This window comes from Acinetobacter lwoffii (assembly GCF_022967985.1).
GTDB lineage: Bacteria > Pseudomonadota > Gammaproteobacteria > Pseudomonadales > Moraxellaceae > Acinetobacter.
Map to the genome: position 1 here is coordinate 123,634 of NZ_JALJVC010000002.1, position 14,955 is coordinate 138,588.

The window sequence follows — 14,955 nt, forward strand, 5'->3', positions numbered from 1 at the left end:
TATAAAATTATAGACTGGACCAATTGGTAAGTTAGATTGAATTGGGGACAAAAAAATAATAGGAAGTGTATTGTGCGCAGGTTATATCGTAAACCAAATAAGGGGTTAATAGGAGTCGATATTAGTTCGACTTCTGTTAAGGTTTTAGAACTTTCTGTAAAAAGTGGCCGTTACTGGGTAGAGAGCTATGCTTTGATCCCATTATCGGAAAACAGTGTTGTTGAAAAAAACATTTTAAACCCAGAAGCAGTCGCTGATGCCCTTGGGCGTGCAATTAATTTGGGTAATACCCAGTCGAATCAGGCCGCTTTTGCGATTCCAACTTCAATGGTCATCACCAAAATCATTGAGATGGATGCAGACATGTCAGATGATGAACGTGAAGTTCAGATTCGTGAAGATGCAGAACAATACATTCCTTTCCCACTCGATGAAGCAAGTCTGGATTTTGAAGTTCTGCCAGACCGCCTTTCCAATCCGAACCGGGTCAATGTACTGCTGGTCGCTACCCGAATTGAAAATGTCGAAGCACGTTCTGAAGTTTTAGAGATTAGCAGTCTAACGCCTAAGATTGCAGATGTAGAAAGTTTTGCGCTGGAAAATGCCTTTAAGGTATTTTCGGATACTTTACCGATGGGGGTCAATACGGTTGGTATTTTAGACATTGGTCATAGTATGACGACCTTGTCGGTGATGCAGAACAACAAGATTATTTATACTCGTGAGCAGGTGTTTGGCGGTAAGCAATTAACTCAGGAAATTCAGAATCGTTATGGATTATCCTTTGAAGAAGCTGGACGTGCTAAAAAAACCCGTGCCTTGCCGGATGATTATGATATTGAAGTGCTAGAACCATTTCTGGATGCCGTGGTACAACAGGCAGCGCGTTCATTACAATTCTTCTTTTCATCTTCTCAGTTTAATGAGATTGACCATATTTTACTGGCCGGCGGGAATGCCAATATTCCAGGTCTGGCAAAATTATTACAACAAAAACTCGGTTACCGTGTCACGATCGCGAATCCATTTTTACAAATGGGCTTTTCTCCTCAAATTGATATTAAAAAAATTGAAAATGACGCGTCATCACTCATGGTTGCATGCGGTTTGGCATTAAGGAGTTTTGATTAATGGCAAGAATTAACTTACTTCCTTGGCGTGATGAGCTAAGAATTAAAAGAAATAATGAATTTGTGGCAATCTGCGTGGGGGCGCTTTTCTTGGGATTAGCGGCAGCAGGTTCAACCTGGTTTTATTATGATCACAAACTTCAGGATCAGGAGCAGGCCAATCAGCTGATTCAAAGTACCAACCAGAATCTGGATGTGCAGTTAAAGGCGCTTGAAGGTTTGCAAGAGCAGCGTAATGCGATTGTTGAACGGATGAAACTGATTCAGGGTCTACAAACTCAGCGTCCGATTGCGGTACATTTGATTGATGAAATTGTACGGGTGACCCCAAGCAATATGTATATCACCAAATTCCAGCGTACCGGTGACAAGTTTACTATTGAAGGTCGAGCTGAGAGTCCAAATACGGTCGCAGAACTGCTCCGTAATCTGGAAGCTTCATCTTGGTATCGAAATGCCTTTATGAACGCTTTCCTAGTGGCTGAAGAAGCAAAAGAAAAGGCACCTAGCTCGATTATTCCACGTGTGGAAGAGTCCTATGGCAGTTTTACCGTGACGGTAGATCTGGATCAAATCGCTCAGCCAGTACTTAACGAAGAACAACAAGCAGTCGCTACAACTACGGGGGCATCATCATGAGTAATGAAGAATTCGATGAGTTCAGCCAGGATGTCGTCGCTGTACCCAAAAACAAAATGACTGTTGAAAAGTTTTTTCAGCAATTCAATACATTAGATCCAAACAATTATGGTAGCTGGCCTTTGTCGGTCAAAATTACCTGCTGGATCTTCATTGCTGCATTGGCATTTGCGGTGATTTACTTTGTCATGATCAGAAGCACGATTGAATCGATTTCACAAGCCAGTGCTCAGGAACAAAACCTGCTGAATGAATTTCGTGAAAAAGAATCCAAATTACGCAATTTACAACAATATCAAATCCAGCTTCAGGAAATGGAAGCCCGTTTTAACCAGCAGTTAGAACAGTTACCGAAAGAAACTGAGATTCCGGGTCTGGTTGAAGATATTAACCTGAGCGGTGTGAATTCAGGCCTGAAGTTTAAAAATATCCGTCTAGAGCCTGAAATTAAACAAGAGTTCTTTATTGAACAGCCGATTGCAATTGAAGCGACTGGGGATTATCACGCTTTTGGTTCTTTTGTCAGCAGTATTGCCGGCTTGTCGCGTATTGTCACGCTACATGATTTCACCATTATTGGTACTGAAAACAAAGAGAAAAAATCTGAAATTCCGGTCATTGATTACGTGGTGAAAGCCAAAACTTATCGTTATGTCGGTAATGCGGAAGGTGCGGCAGAACAATCTGCAGTTAATAGCACTACTCAGGGGGCGCAGTAATGAAGAATATTAAAATTACTTCGGCTTTAACGCTTGGGTTTTTGTTAGTGGGGTGTGATTCACGTATTGATGCCGTCAATCAGGAAATGGCCAACATCCGTAATCAGCCACCTTTACCGATTGAACCTGCACCTGATTTTATGCCAGTGGAAACTTTTAATTATGCAGCGCACCAAATCAAAAGTCCTTTTTTACCAAGCTCTTTGGCTGCTGAACTGAAAATTATGGCGGGGAAACGGGTTTATCCAAACCTATCACGTCAACTACAACCGCTAGAAAGTTATCCGCTGGAAACGTTAACCATGAAAGGCAGTATGCGCAATCAGGCAGGACAGATTCTGGCTTTAATCCAGACGCCTGATGGTGAGGTTGAGCGGATCCAACGTGGTAGCTATATGGGACTTAATCATGGTCGTGTGGTTGGAATTACACCAACACAGATCGATTTGATTGAGATTATTCCCGATGGTCGTGAGGGATATGTGGAACGTCCGCGAAGTCTGGTTCTTATCGGGCCGGCGCCATAAGTTTTAAAGGAATAACAATGAATAAGAGTATTAAAGAATTTGTTTTTGGGGATGCTAATACAATGAATCGTGTGTTTCGTCAGTTTTCAATGGGTGCTGTTGCGATTGCGGTGATGCAAGCGGCCAGTGCGCAGGTTTCAATGACCAATATAGTACCTATGCAGCTTCCTGGGCAAGGAACTGAGATTCGGGTGATGTTCAATGGTTTGCCACCACAACCACAAGCCTACCAATTAGAATCACCGTCACGTTTGATTCTGGACTTTGACAAGGCCCAACAGAATTTAAAACAAAGCAGTATTCCGGTGGCAACACGTGAAGCCAGTTCGGTCGATGTCACTTCGGATGCGCAGCGGGCACGTCTGACGGTAAATCTGACCGAAGCCGGAGCCTTTACGACTCGCGTGGAAGGCAATACCTTTATTCTTAAAATTAACTCGGCAACTCCTGTAGCCATAACTCAACCTGTGCAGCAACAGTCAGCTCAGGGTATTAGCAACATTGGTTTCCAGCGCGGTGCGCAAGGTGAGGGTCAAGTCGTTATTGATCTAGCAGGTAATAATACCCCGGTTGATGTACAACAGCAGGGTACTAAAGTTATTGTACGGACTTTAGGCTCTAAAATCCCTGCACATTTGACACGTCGACTCAATGTCAATGATTTTGCGACTCCGGTATCGAGTGTTGATGCCGTGAATCAAAATGGTTCAGGAGTCATTACGATTCAGTCTGCGGAAAGTTATGAATATATGGCTTATCAGACTGATAGCAAGCTGACCATCAGTTTGAAACGACCAGAAGCCAAGAGTCCATTGCGTCCTAAAACCGTTGCCTATACGGGTAAGAAGATTTCTTTAGATTTTCAGGACATCGAAGTCCGTCGTGTACTACAGCTCCTGGCTGATTTTACCGATATCAATATGGTGGCTGCAGATAGTGTACAAGGTAACATTACCTTGCGCTTGAAAGAGGTACCGTGGGATCAGGCGCTGGATATTGTGCTAAAAACCAAAAATCTGGATAAACGCCGTAATGGCAATGTGATCTGGATCGCACCAGTTGCAGAGCTGATTAAGGCTGAAGAGGAAGAAGCTAAGGCTATTAAGCAGAGTGTTGCACTTGCCCCTATCCAAACTGAATATATGCAGCTCAGTTATGCCAAAGCCGCTGATATTGAAAAACTGATTACACAGAATAAAGGGGCATCTGGCTCAGGTGGTTCGAGTAGCACGAATAATAATGATGGTGGAGAAAGTTTATTAAGTTCACGTGGTTCAGTATCTGTTGATGCACGAACTAATACCATTATTGTGAATGATACTCAGCTCTTTATTGATAAAATCCGGAATATGGTGGATCTACTTGATGTACAGGTCAAGCAGGTGATGGTCGAAGCACGTATTGTGCGAGCTACCACTGACTTCACCAAAGAGATGGGGGTGAAATGGGGGCTTCTGTCTCAAGGTATAACTGATAATAATCATTTATTGGTAGGTGGTAGTGATACTACATTATGGGATTTAAAAACACCTGATGATGATGGTAAGTATACGATTCAACGACCGGATAATCTTAATGTGGACTTGGGGGTTACTAGTCAGGGTGCAAGCCGTATTGCCTTTGGTTTAATCAGTCTCTCTGATTTTATGCTTGATCTTGAGCTTTCTGCACTTCAGGCAGATGGTTATGGCGAGGTGATTTCTACCCCTAAAGTACTGACAGCGGACAAGCAAAAAGCGACTGTTGCATCTGGTTCACAAATTCCATACCAGTCAGCAGAGGGTGGTGGTGCGAATGCAGTGTCTACCACGGAATTTATTGATGCCACCTTAAGTCTGGATGTTACGCCAAGTATTACGCCAGATGGTAAAGTGCAGATGGAACTCAATATTACCAGTGACTCTCCAGGCAACCCGACACCGACCGGACAACTCACTATTAACAAAAACCAGATCAACACCAATGTTTTGGTGGATAATGGTGAAACAGTCGTTTTAGGTGGTATTTTTGAGCAGGAAACTCGTAATGCGCAAACCAAGGTGCCATTCTTGGGAGATATCCCTTATGTAGGTCGTTTATTCCGTAAAGATTTAAAGGCGGATAACAAACGTGAGTTGCTGATTTTCGTTACACCTCGAATTGTTAATGACAGTGTTTCAAGAAATCATTAATATATTTTGAATTTAACAAAACGAATAGGTGACTCCTTGCCAAGCAAAGAGTTTGAAACCCTACCAAATATTTATTTGGTAGGGCCGATGGGGGCCGGTAAAACAACAGTAGGACGACATCTCGCAGAATTGTTAGGACGTGAATTTCTAGACAGTGATCATGAAATTGAACGTAAAACAGGAGCGACCATTCCCTGGATTTTTGAAAAAGAAGGGGAGCAGGGGTTTCGTGACCGTGAAACTGCTGTCATTAATGACCTTACCTCACGTCCCCATCTGGTTTTAGCCACTGGTGGTGGGGCCATTACTCAGACCTTAAATCGGGATTATCTGAAACAGCGCGGAATTGTTGTCTATCTCTATACGCCGGTTGAAATTCAACTGCAACGTACCTATCGCGATAAAAACCGTCCCCTCCTCCAAGTCGAAAATCCGGAACAAAAGTTACGGGATTTATTGGCAGTCCGTGATCCCTTGTATCGGGAAGTGGCGCATCATATTATTGAGACCAATCAGGGTGCTGCACGAGATCTGGCGCAACGGATTCTCAATCTCATTACTTCTAAAAACTAAGTTCATTGAATAAAGTGGTTAATCAAGCATGCAAACCTTATATGTAGAACTCGGAGAACGCCGTTACCCTATTTTTATCGGGAGCGATCTGGATCCACAAGCCTTATTGGCACCCTATATTCATGGCAAGCAAGTGATGATTGTGAGCAATACTACGGTTACACCACTTTATTTGCAGCGTTATCAAACGGCGATTGAGGCTTTGGATAAGCGTGTCGCGAACTGTGTTTTGCCTGATGGTGAAAAATATAAAGATAGCCAGTATCTGAATCTGATTTTTGATGCACTGCTTGAAGCCGGGTTTAACCGGGACTGTACTGTGCTTGCGTTGGGTGGTGGTGTGATTGGAGATATGGCCGGGTTTGCTTCGGCCTGTTTCCAGCGCGGTGTCTATTTTATCCAAGTACCGACGACTTTGCTGTCGCAAGTAGATTCAAGTGTCGGTGGTAAAACCGGGATTAATCATCCATTGGGTAAAAATATGATTGGGGCTTTCCAGCAACCGCAAGTGGTACTAGCGGATATGTCGCAGCTTGCTACTTTGCCTGATCGCGAACTTTCAGCAGGCTTGGCTGAAGTGATTAAATATGCCCTACTCGGTGATGAAAAATTTTTAGTCTGGCTTGAAGAGAATATAGATGCTCTGGTCGCTCGTGATGAGAAATTATTGGCTGAAGCCGTTTATCGTTCCTGTGCGCATAAGGCACGGATCGTGGCCAATGATGAGAAGGAGCAAGGGGAACGTGCTTTACTTAATTTAGGTCATACCTTTGGTCATGCGATTGAATCCTACCTGGGTTATGGGGTGTGGTTACATGGCGAGGCTGTTGCCACCGGTATGGTGATGGCTGCGGATCTGTCACAGCGTATGGGTTGGATTTCTCAAGAAGATTTAGAACGTACAAAAAAAATCATTTCTCGTGCCAAACTTCCTGTGGTTTGTCCTAAAATCCCTCTGGATGATTTTCTGGCCTATATGGCACATGACAAAAAAGTCTTAAATGGACAATTGCGTCTGGTGTTATTAAAGCAATTAGGCGAAGCAGTGATTACCCGGGACTTTGATCTCGAGTTAATGAAACAGGCAATTTTAGCCAGTCAAGCATAGGTTTAGTTTTATGGCAGCATTACATACTCCTTGGCAAAAGATTCAGCATTATTTCTGGCTGGTCTGTGGAGTAGGCTGCCTATTTGCTGCCTTAGTCTTTTGGGCGGTGACTGATTCAGATGATGTCATCGAAATTGAAAAAAAGCCTGAAACTGAAGTTCAGTTGCAGATTCAGCCGGAAAAAGTAGCCACAATGACCCATCTTGGTGCGCTTTTTCAGGAAGTGAAACCATTGGACCTAAATACGCGTACCGTCGTGAATGCCAGTCATGAGCCGGAATTTCGCGGTACCAAATTTGTCAATGAAGCGAAAAACCAGCACGCCATTGAATTATTTCGTGTGACCAATGAAGCCATTTTAAAAAGTTTTCTTAAGAAACAGTTCGATCGTAAACCTTTTATTTATTTAAGAATCTCGGGTGAAAATCAGCCAGAACAATATGTATTGTTATATGGTCAATATAAGACGGCGGCGCAAGCTAATCAGGCACTCTCTACACTGAAGTTAAATTTACCGGCCTCAGTCAAGCCTGAAGTTGTAGCAATGCAGCAATATGTCAGTCTGGTCAATAATCTGGGTTCAGAGGAGTTGGCCAGTAATCAAAAGCTTTACGAAATTCGTTTGAAAAATGTGCCTTTGCCGAAAGTAGATGAATCGGTACGACTTAGACAGCAGCAAACCCAAACTGAGTCCAAGCCGCGTAGCTCTGATGCTGCGACTACCAGTACCACAATTGTGCGCCGTGATTCATCGGGAAATGTAGTTGATGTACAGAAATCTGAAAGTGCTGTAGAAGGTACACCTCAACCACAAAATAACAATAATCGACCTGCTCAGGGCAGTAATCCGCGTCCTCAAAATAACGAGATTAGTGATCCATTTAATTAGTCCGGTCTAAAATAGCGCATCCAAAAAATTACAGAATTAAAAATGGGCGCTTTTGGTGCAAAAAATGCACATTAAAATTAACCCTTAGAATGCTGTTCTGCGCTAAATCTTTGTCATCTGTATTGTTTTAATTTATGCGCTGTTTGTTGGCATGGAATTTGCTTTATTGGTGCATGAATTGAATTAATCTCCCTGTTTTAGCGCGAAAAATGATTCGATGACACCGTATGAATGTCATATTTATTCCAGATTTTTATGTTATTCATGAGCAGAATAAACTTTATTTGTTATGCATTTAGTCTAAAAAAGGACTAGTCTGGAGAAATAAAGAAAAATGCTTTTGCTCTACCAAGACGGTCTTCGAAAGTCCATTAGACGCCAGCGCAGAGAAAAATTTAGATTGTTTAATAGCCTGTTGAGGCTTAGTGAAAGAAGGGTACGCTATGCACATGCCATCGCCTAATAATGTAGCTCCCGCTCAAGGTTTATACCAACCGGATGAGTTTAAAGATAACTGTGGTTTCGGTTTGATCGCCCATATGCAGGGCGATGCTAGCCATGATCTCGTCAAGACCGCGATTCATAGTTTGAGTTGTATGACTCATCGTGGTGGTATTGCCGCGGATGGCAAGACGGGAGATGGTTGTGGTCTGCTCTTAGCAATGCCGAAAAAATTCTTCTGTGAAGAAGCGAAACGCTTAAGTGATACCACCTTGAGTGAAGTATTTGCTGTGGGTTCGGTGTTTCTAAATCTTGATCCGGCGCTCGCTGCGCATGCCAAACAGGTTTTAAACAAAGAGATTGAAGCTGAAGGTTTAATCGTTTTGGCGTGGCGTGTGATTCCGACCAATGTAGATGCGTTGGGTGAAATTGCGTTGCGGTCAATGCCGGCATTTGAACAGATTATTGTTAATTGTCCAATGGGTGTGACTGAGGTTGAATTTAACCGTAAGTTATTCCTGGCACGCCGTCGTGCAGAGCAGCTTTTAAGCAATGATACGTCTTTCTATGTCACAACTTTGTGTTCAACGGTGATCAGTTATAAAGGCTTGATGATGCCGGAAGCGATTGCAGATTTTTATACAGATCTGGCTGATCCACGTTTGGAATCGCATATTGTGGTGTTCCATCAGCGCTTCTCGACCAATACCTTGCCTCGCTGGCCTTTGGCACAACCGTTCCGTTACCTGGCACACAATGGTGAAATCAATACCATTACTGCGAACCGTAACTGGGCCATGGCACGTGTACCAAAATTTGAAAATCCGTTATTACCAGGTTTAACTGAACTGAATCCAATTGTGAACCGTACCGGTTCAGATTCTTCAAGCTTGGACAACATGCTGGAGATTCTGGTGGGTGGCGGCATGGATCTGTTCCGTGCACTCCGTATGCTGGTTCCGCCTGCTTGGCAAAATGTGGAAACCTTAGATGCTGATCTGCGTGCTTTCTATGAATTCAACTCAAAACATATGGAAGCTTGGGACGGCCCTGCAGGTCTGGTGATTCAGGATGGTCGTCATGCGATCTGTATGCTGGATCGCAACGGTCTGCGTCCTGCGCGTTGGGTGATTACCAAAAATGGCTATATCACGTTGGCGTCTGAAATTGGTGTCTGGGGTTACCAACCTGAAGATGTGATTTCTAAAGGCCGTGTCGGCCCAGGCCAGATGCTGGTCATCGACACGCAGACTGGCAAGGTACTGGATACGCAAGATGTCAATAATCATCTGAAACGTATGCGTCCATACCGTGAATGGTTACGTGAAAATTCTGTGCGTTTGCAAGGCAGTCCAGAGCTGGAAGAATATTTATGTGATCAAGGCTTAAAAGGTGATGGCCTGAAAGCGGCACAAAAAATGTTCATGGTGACCTTTGAAGAGCGTGACCAGTTATTGCGTCCGATTGCTGAAAGCGGTCAGGAAGCTGTAGGTTCAATGGGTGATGATACCCCAATGGCAGTATTGTCTCGTCAGGTGCGCCATGTGTCGGATTATTTCCGCCAGCAGTTTGCACAGGTGACCAACCCGCCGATCGATCCGCTACGTGAATCGATTGTGATGTCACTGGAAACCTGTTTAGGTCGTGAACAAAACGTCTTTGAGCAAGGGCCTGAGCATGCAGACCGCTTGATCATTTCCAGTCCTGTACTTTCTAATTCGAAAATGCATCAGATCCGTACGCTGGGTCGTGCCGGTTATGAAATTGCAGATATTGACTTGAACTATGCTGAAACCGAAGGTCTGGAAGCAGCGATTGCGCGTATTTGTGAAGAATCTGCACAAGCCATTCGTGATGGTAAAACCTTACTAGTGCTTTCCGACAAGAAAATCCGTGAAGGTTACTTGCCTGCCAATGCCTTTATGATCACCGGTGCGGTGCATCATCACCTGATCAAGACCGGTTTGCGTACTGACGCTAACCTGATTATTGAAACCGGTTTTGCTCGTGATCCACATCAGTTTGCCGTGCTACTTGGTTTTGGTGCGACAGCCATCTACCCATACCTGGCTTATGACGTGATCAATGATCTGGTCGCCAAAGGTGAATTATTGGGTGACCCGATTTATGCACAAAACAATTTCCGTAAAGGGATTGAAAAAGGTTTACTGAAAGTTCTTTCCAAAATGGGTATTTCTACGGTTGCTTCTTATCGTGGTGGTCAGCTGTTTGAGGCAGTGGGCTTATCTAATGAAGTGGTGGATAAATGCTTCATCGGTGTGCCAAGCCGTATTCAGGGTGCCACTTTTGTCGATCTTGAAAATGATCAAAAACAGTTGGCGGATATTGCCTGGAAAAACCGTAAACCAATCGATCAGGGTGGTCTGCTAAAATTTGTATTCGGCAAGGAATACCATGCCTTTAACCCAGACGTGATCAACTCGCTACATAAAGCAGTACGTTCGGGTAATTATGCAGACTTTAAAGAATATGCAGAACTGGTGAATAACCGTCCGATCGCAACGATCCGTGACTTATTCAAACTGAAAACAGACAACTCGATTCCAGTCGAACAAGTGGAATCAGTTGAAGATATTCTGCCGCGTTTTGACTCTGCCGGCATGTCTTTGGGGGCACTGTCACCTGAAGCGCACGAAGCGATTGCGATTGCCATGAATACGATTGGTGGTCGTTCAAACTCGGGTGAGGGCGGTGAAGATCCAGCGCGTTACGGCACTATTCGTAACTCGAAAATCAAACAAATTGCATCGGGCCGTTTTGGTGTAACGCCTGCTTATTTAACATCAGCAGAAGTTCTCCAGATTAAAGTCGCGCAAGGTGCAAAACCAGGTGAAGGTGGTCAGTTGCCGGGTGGTAAAGTGAATGGTCTCATTGCCCGTTTACGTTACTCTGTGCCGGGCGTTACCCTGATTTCGCCACCTCCGCATCACGACATCTATTCAATTGAAGATTTATCACAGTTGATCTTTGATTTAAAACAGGTTAACCCACAGGCGATGGTATCAGTTAAGCTGGTTTCTGAACCGGGTGTCGGTACGATTGCGGCAGGTGTAGCGAAAGCGTATGCCGATTTCATTACCATTTCTGGTTATGATGGCGGGACAGCGGCTTCTCCACTTTCTTCAATTCATCATGCAGGTTCACCGTGGGAACTTGGTCTTTCTGAGGCGCATCAGGCCCTTCGTGTCAATGACCTGCGTGGTAAAGTTCGCGTACAGACAGATGGCGGTTTAAAAACCGGTCTGGATGTCGTAAAAGCAGCAATTCTGGGTGCAGAAAGCTTCGGCTTTGGTTCAACCCCAATGATTGCCTTGGGTTGTAAATACCTGCGTATCTGCCACTTGAATAACTGTGCAACCGGTGTAGCAACCCAGCAAGATCATTTACGTCAAGAGCATTATATTGGCGAGCCACAAATGCTGATCAACTTCTTCACCTTTATTGCTGAAGAAACCCGTGAATGGCTGGCAGCACTTGGGGTATCGAGTCTGAAAGACCTGATTGGCCGTACGGATCTGCTGGAAGTTTTGCCGGGTGAAACTGAAAAGCATGCACATCTTGATTTAAGCAAATTGCTGGAGTCGCATCCTGCTGCAGAAGGTAAAGCACAGTACTGCGAAGTACAGGGCAATGCGCCATTTGATAAAGGCATTCTGGCTGAAAAGATGGTAGATGAGATTCTGCCTGCGATTGAAGCGGGAACTGGCGGTGAATATAGCTTTACGATCGGTAACTGTGACCGTTCAATTGGTGCCCGTCTATCTGGTGAAATTGCGAAACGCTATGGCAACCTGAGCATGGAAGCCCATCCGGTGAAAGTTCACCTGAATGGTACTGCGGGTCAGTCGCTGGGGGTCTGGAATGCTGGTGGTCTACATATCAGCCTGGAAGGCGATGCCAATGACTATGTCGGTAAAGGCATGGCTGGCGGTCGTATCTCGATCTTCCCGCCAAAAGGTTCGCCATTCCAGACCCAAAATACCGCGATTATTGGGAATACCTGTTTGTACGGTGCGACTGGCGGTAAGTTATATGCAGCGGGTACAGCGGGCGAGCGTTTCGCGGTGCGTAACTCGGGTGCATTTGCCGTGATTGAAGGTGCAGGTGATCACTGCTGTGAATATATGACCGGTGGTGTTGTGACAGTGCTGGGTAAGGTTGGGCATAACTTCGGTGCAGGTATGACTGGTGGTTTTGCTTATGTACTTGATCTGGATAATGACTTCGTTGATCATTATAACCACGAGCTGATTGAGCTGAATCGTATTTCTACGGAAGCGATGGAAGAGCATAAAGCCTTCCTGGGTCGTATCCTGGATGAACATATTAAAGAAACGGGTAGTGCTTGGGCGTACAAGATCCGCCATGAGTTTGACTTCTACAGCCGCAAGTTCTGGTTGGTAAAACCAAAAGCAGCCAACTTGCAAACGCTGTTAAAAACAACTCAAGCTGATCCACAATAATTCCACTACTGCAGAAACATAGGCAGATGTAAGGCAACTGTGAACCCCCTTACATCTCCCCACGGAGAGAGACATGGCAGAACGCCTGAATAATGACTTTCAATTCCTGGATGTCGCACGCCAAGATCCAGAGAAAAAAGAGATTGATGTCCGCAAAGCAGAATTTGTGGAAATTTATAAGCCTTATACCGCGGAAATTGCAGCCAACCAGACGCATCGCTGCCTAGGTTGTGGTAATCCGTATTGTGAGTGGAAATGTCCGGTACATAACTATATTCCCAACTGGTTGAAACTGGTGTCTGAAGGACGTCTGTTCCAGGCGGCTGAACTGTGTCACCAGACCAACACCCTACCAGAAGTCTGTGGTCGTGTCTGTCCGCAAGACCGTCTGTGTGAAGGGGCGTGTACCCTCAACGACGGTTTCGGTGCGGTGACGATCGGGAATGCAGAAAAATATATCAACGATACCGCCTTTGCATTGGGCTGGCGTCCAGATATGTCCAATGTGCAATGGACCAATAAAAAAGTCGCAATCATTGGTGCAGGTCCTGCAGGACTTGGCTGTGCAGATATTCTGGTGCGTAACGGGGTAAAACCTGTGGTCTTTGATAAACGTCCGGAAATTGGTGGTTTGCTGACTTTTGGTATTCCAGAATTCAAAATGGAAAAAGACGTAATGAAGCGCCGCCGTGAAATTTTCACCGGTATGGGCGTGGAATTCCGTCTGAATACTGAAATTGGCACAGATGTGACCATCGACCAGTTACTTGCAGATTATGATGCGGTATTCATGGGCATGGGCACCTATACTTATATGAAAGGTGGTTTTGCCGGTGAAGATCTGGATGGTGTGTATGATGCACTGGATTTCCTGATTGCCAATGTCAATCGTTGTCAGGGCTGGGAAAAAGACCCAGCTGAATACATCAGCGTGGAAGGTAAAAAGGTCATCGTTTTAGGCGGTGGTGATACGGCCATGGACTGTAACCGTACTTCGATCCGTCAAGGTGCTGAATCGGTAGTTTGTGCTTATCGTCGTGATGAAGAAAATATGCCAGGTTCACGCCGTGAAGTGCAAAATGCGCGTGAAGAAGGGGTGAGTTTCCAGTTCAACCGTCAGCCGATCGAAATTGTCGGTGAAAATGGTAAAGTGACCGGTGTGAAATTTATTACTACTCAGCTGGGTGAGCCGGACAGTCGTGGTCGCCGTAGTCCAGAGCCGATTCCGGGTTCAGAAGAAATTCTTCCAGCGGATGCAGTCCTGCTTGCTTTTGGTTTCCGTACCAGTCCAGCAGACTGGTTCACCGATGTGGAAATCAATCTGGATGGTTCAGGTCGTGTCGTTGCCGCTGAGCAGCAGCAATACAAATTCCAGACCTCAAATCCAAAAATCTTCGCTGGTGGTGATATGGTGCGCGGTTCGGATCTTGTAGTGACTGCGATCTGGGAAGGTCGTCAGGCAGCTGAAGGTATCCTGGATTATCTAGATGTTTAACAGTTGAAAATTCACTGAATTCATTTAAACAACCCGCTACGGCGGGTTTTTTGTTTTTGGATATTGTCTAACTTAAAGAGAGGCCATTAAAAAAGATTATAAAAAGTAACAAAACTTTAGAAAATACTGTTTAAAATCAAATTAATTATATAAATATTAATAAAGAATTGAGGACAAGATATCATGCGTGTATTCAAACAATCTCTTATCGCCTTAATGCTAGCCAGTACCTTGACCCTGAGTGGTTGCGGCTATAACACCTTACAAGTCAAAGATGAAGCCGTAACGGCAGCCTGGTCGGAAGTCCAGAACCAGTATCAGCGCCGTGCCGATTTGGTGCCTAATCTGGTCAATGTGGTCAAAGGTTATGCCTCGCATGAAGAGCAGGTCTTAACAGAAGTGACCCAAGCACGTGCCAATGTTGCCGGCCTGAAAGTAGATCGTGAAGTACTAGAAGATCCTGAACTATTCCAACGCTATCAGGAAGCACAGGCCCAGATGACCAGTGCCTTGTCTCGTCTTTTAGCCGTCACTGAGAATTATCCAGATTTGAAAGCGAACCAGCAGTTCCGTGATTTACAGGTGCAGCTAGAAGGAACTGAAAACCGGATTGCAGTGGCACGTAACCGTTATATTACGACAGTACAGGACTTCAACTCTTATGCGCGCCAGTTCCCGCAAGTCATGACCGCCAAAGTGATTGGTATGGACACCAAACCGAACTTTAGCGCCGAGCAAAGTGCACAGAAAGCACCAACGGTTTCCTTTGAATAAGTAAT

Annotated in this window: 11 protein-coding genes; all 11 read left to right on the forward strand. The window is 44.8% G+C overall.

Annotated elements, in window-relative coordinates; all coding sequences use genetic code 11:
• Window positions 1–72 precede the first annotated feature (72 nt).
• The 11 genes from MWG72_RS02025 (at window position 73) to MWG72_RS02075 (ending at window position 14,950) form a co-directional block, all read left to right on the forward strand.
• A complete protein-coding gene (locus MWG72_RS02025; RefSeq protein WP_004644949.1) occupies window positions 73–1,131 on the forward strand; it encodes a pilus assembly protein PilM in 1,059 nt (352 codons plus the stop codon).
• Entirely contained in the window at window positions 1,131–1,769 is a 639-nt protein-coding gene (locus tag MWG72_RS02030) for a PilN domain-containing protein (RefSeq protein ID WP_180180631.1), read from the forward strand. Before MWG72_RS02025 ends, MWG72_RS02030 begins: the two co-directional genes overlap by 1 nt.
• Complete coding sequence (locus MWG72_RS02035) at window positions 1,766–2,488, forward strand: type IV pilus inner membrane component PilO (RefSeq protein WP_005108513.1); 723 nt, start codon at window positions 1,766–1,768, stop codon at window positions 2,486–2,488. The genes MWG72_RS02030 and MWG72_RS02035 overlap by 4 nt, the downstream gene beginning before the upstream one ends.
• Entirely contained in the window at window positions 2,488–3,015 is a 528-nt protein-coding gene (locus MWG72_RS02040; RefSeq protein ID WP_005108515.1) for a pilus assembly protein PilP, read from the forward strand. The genes MWG72_RS02035 and MWG72_RS02040 overlap by 1 nt, the downstream gene beginning before the upstream one ends.
• 17 nt (window positions 3,016–3,032) lie before the next feature.
• Window positions 3,033–5,186 carry a type IV pilus secretin PilQ gene (locus MWG72_RS02045; RefSeq protein WP_247143121.1) on the forward strand — a complete coding sequence of 718 codons (2,154 nt, stop codon included), beginning with the start codon at window positions 3,033–3,035 and terminating at the stop codon, window positions 5,184–5,186.
• A 36-nt stretch (window positions 5,187–5,222) separates the two neighbouring features.
• Entirely contained in the window at window positions 5,223–5,759 is a 537-nt protein-coding gene (aroK, locus tag MWG72_RS02050; protein WP_005101380.1) for a shikimate kinase AroK, read from the forward strand.
• A gap of 28 nt (window positions 5,760–5,787) precedes the next feature.
• Complete coding sequence (gene aroB / locus MWG72_RS02055; protein ID WP_247143122.1) at window positions 5,788–6,867, forward strand: 3-dehydroquinate synthase; 1,080 nt, start codon at window positions 5,788–5,790, stop codon at window positions 6,865–6,867.
• 10 nt (window positions 6,868–6,877) lie between these two features.
• Entirely contained in the window at window positions 6,878–7,756 is an 879-nt protein-coding gene (locus tag MWG72_RS02060) for a hypothetical protein (protein WP_044109019.1), read from the forward strand.
• 449 nt (window positions 7,757–8,205) lie between these two features.
• On the forward strand, window positions 8,206–12,681 hold the full coding sequence (gene gltB / locus MWG72_RS02065; protein WP_247143123.1) for a glutamate synthase large subunit: 4,476 nt from the start codon (window positions 8,206–8,208) through the stop codon (window positions 12,679–12,681).
• Window positions 12,682–12,754: 73 nt separating this feature from the next.
• On the forward strand, window positions 12,755–14,176 hold the full coding sequence (locus MWG72_RS02070) for an FAD-dependent oxidoreductase (protein WP_247143124.1): 1,422 nt from the start codon (window positions 12,755–12,757) through the stop codon (window positions 14,174–14,176).
• 183 nt (window positions 14,177–14,359) lie between these two features.
• Window positions 14,360–14,950, forward strand: a complete 591-nt coding sequence (locus MWG72_RS02075; protein ID WP_005108521.1) for a LemA family protein — start codon at window positions 14,360–14,362, stop codon at window positions 14,948–14,950.
• The last annotated feature ends 5 nt before the right edge of the window (window positions 14,951–14,955 follow it).

Excerpts from the sequence above, each read along its gene's own strand:
- MWG72_RS02060 (WP_044109019.1), top strand. The coding sequence starts at position 6,878 with ATGGCAGCATTACATACTCCTTGGCAAAAGATTCAGCATTATTTCTGG.
- MWG72_RS02030 (WP_180180631.1), top strand. The coding sequence starts at position 1,131 with ATGGCAAGAATTAACTTACTTCCTTGGCGTGATGAGCTAAGAATTAAA.
- MWG72_RS02070 (WP_247143124.1), top strand. The coding sequence starts at position 12,755 with ATGGCAGAACGCCTGAATAATGACTTTCAATTCCTGGATGTCGCACGC.
- MWG72_RS02075 (WP_005108521.1), top strand. The coding sequence starts at position 14,360 with ATGCGTGTATTCAAACAATCTCTTATCGCCTTAATGCTAGCCAGTACC.
- gltB (WP_247143123.1), top strand. The coding sequence starts at position 8,206 with ATGCCATCGCCTAATAATGTAGCTCCCGCTCAAGGTTTATACCAACCG.
- aroB (WP_247143122.1), top strand. The coding sequence starts at position 5,788 with ATGCAAACCTTATATGTAGAACTCGGAGAACGCCGTTACCCTATTTTT.
- MWG72_RS02040 (WP_005108515.1), top strand. The coding sequence starts at position 2,488 with ATGAAGAATATTAAAATTACTTCGGCTTTAACGCTTGGGTTTTTGTTA.
- MWG72_RS02045 (WP_247143121.1), top strand. The coding sequence starts at position 3,033 with ATGAATAAGAGTATTAAAGAATTTGTTTTTGGGGATGCTAATACAATG.
- MWG72_RS02035 (WP_005108513.1), top strand. The coding sequence starts at position 1,766 with ATGAGTAATGAAGAATTCGATGAGTTCAGCCAGGATGTCGTCGCTGTA.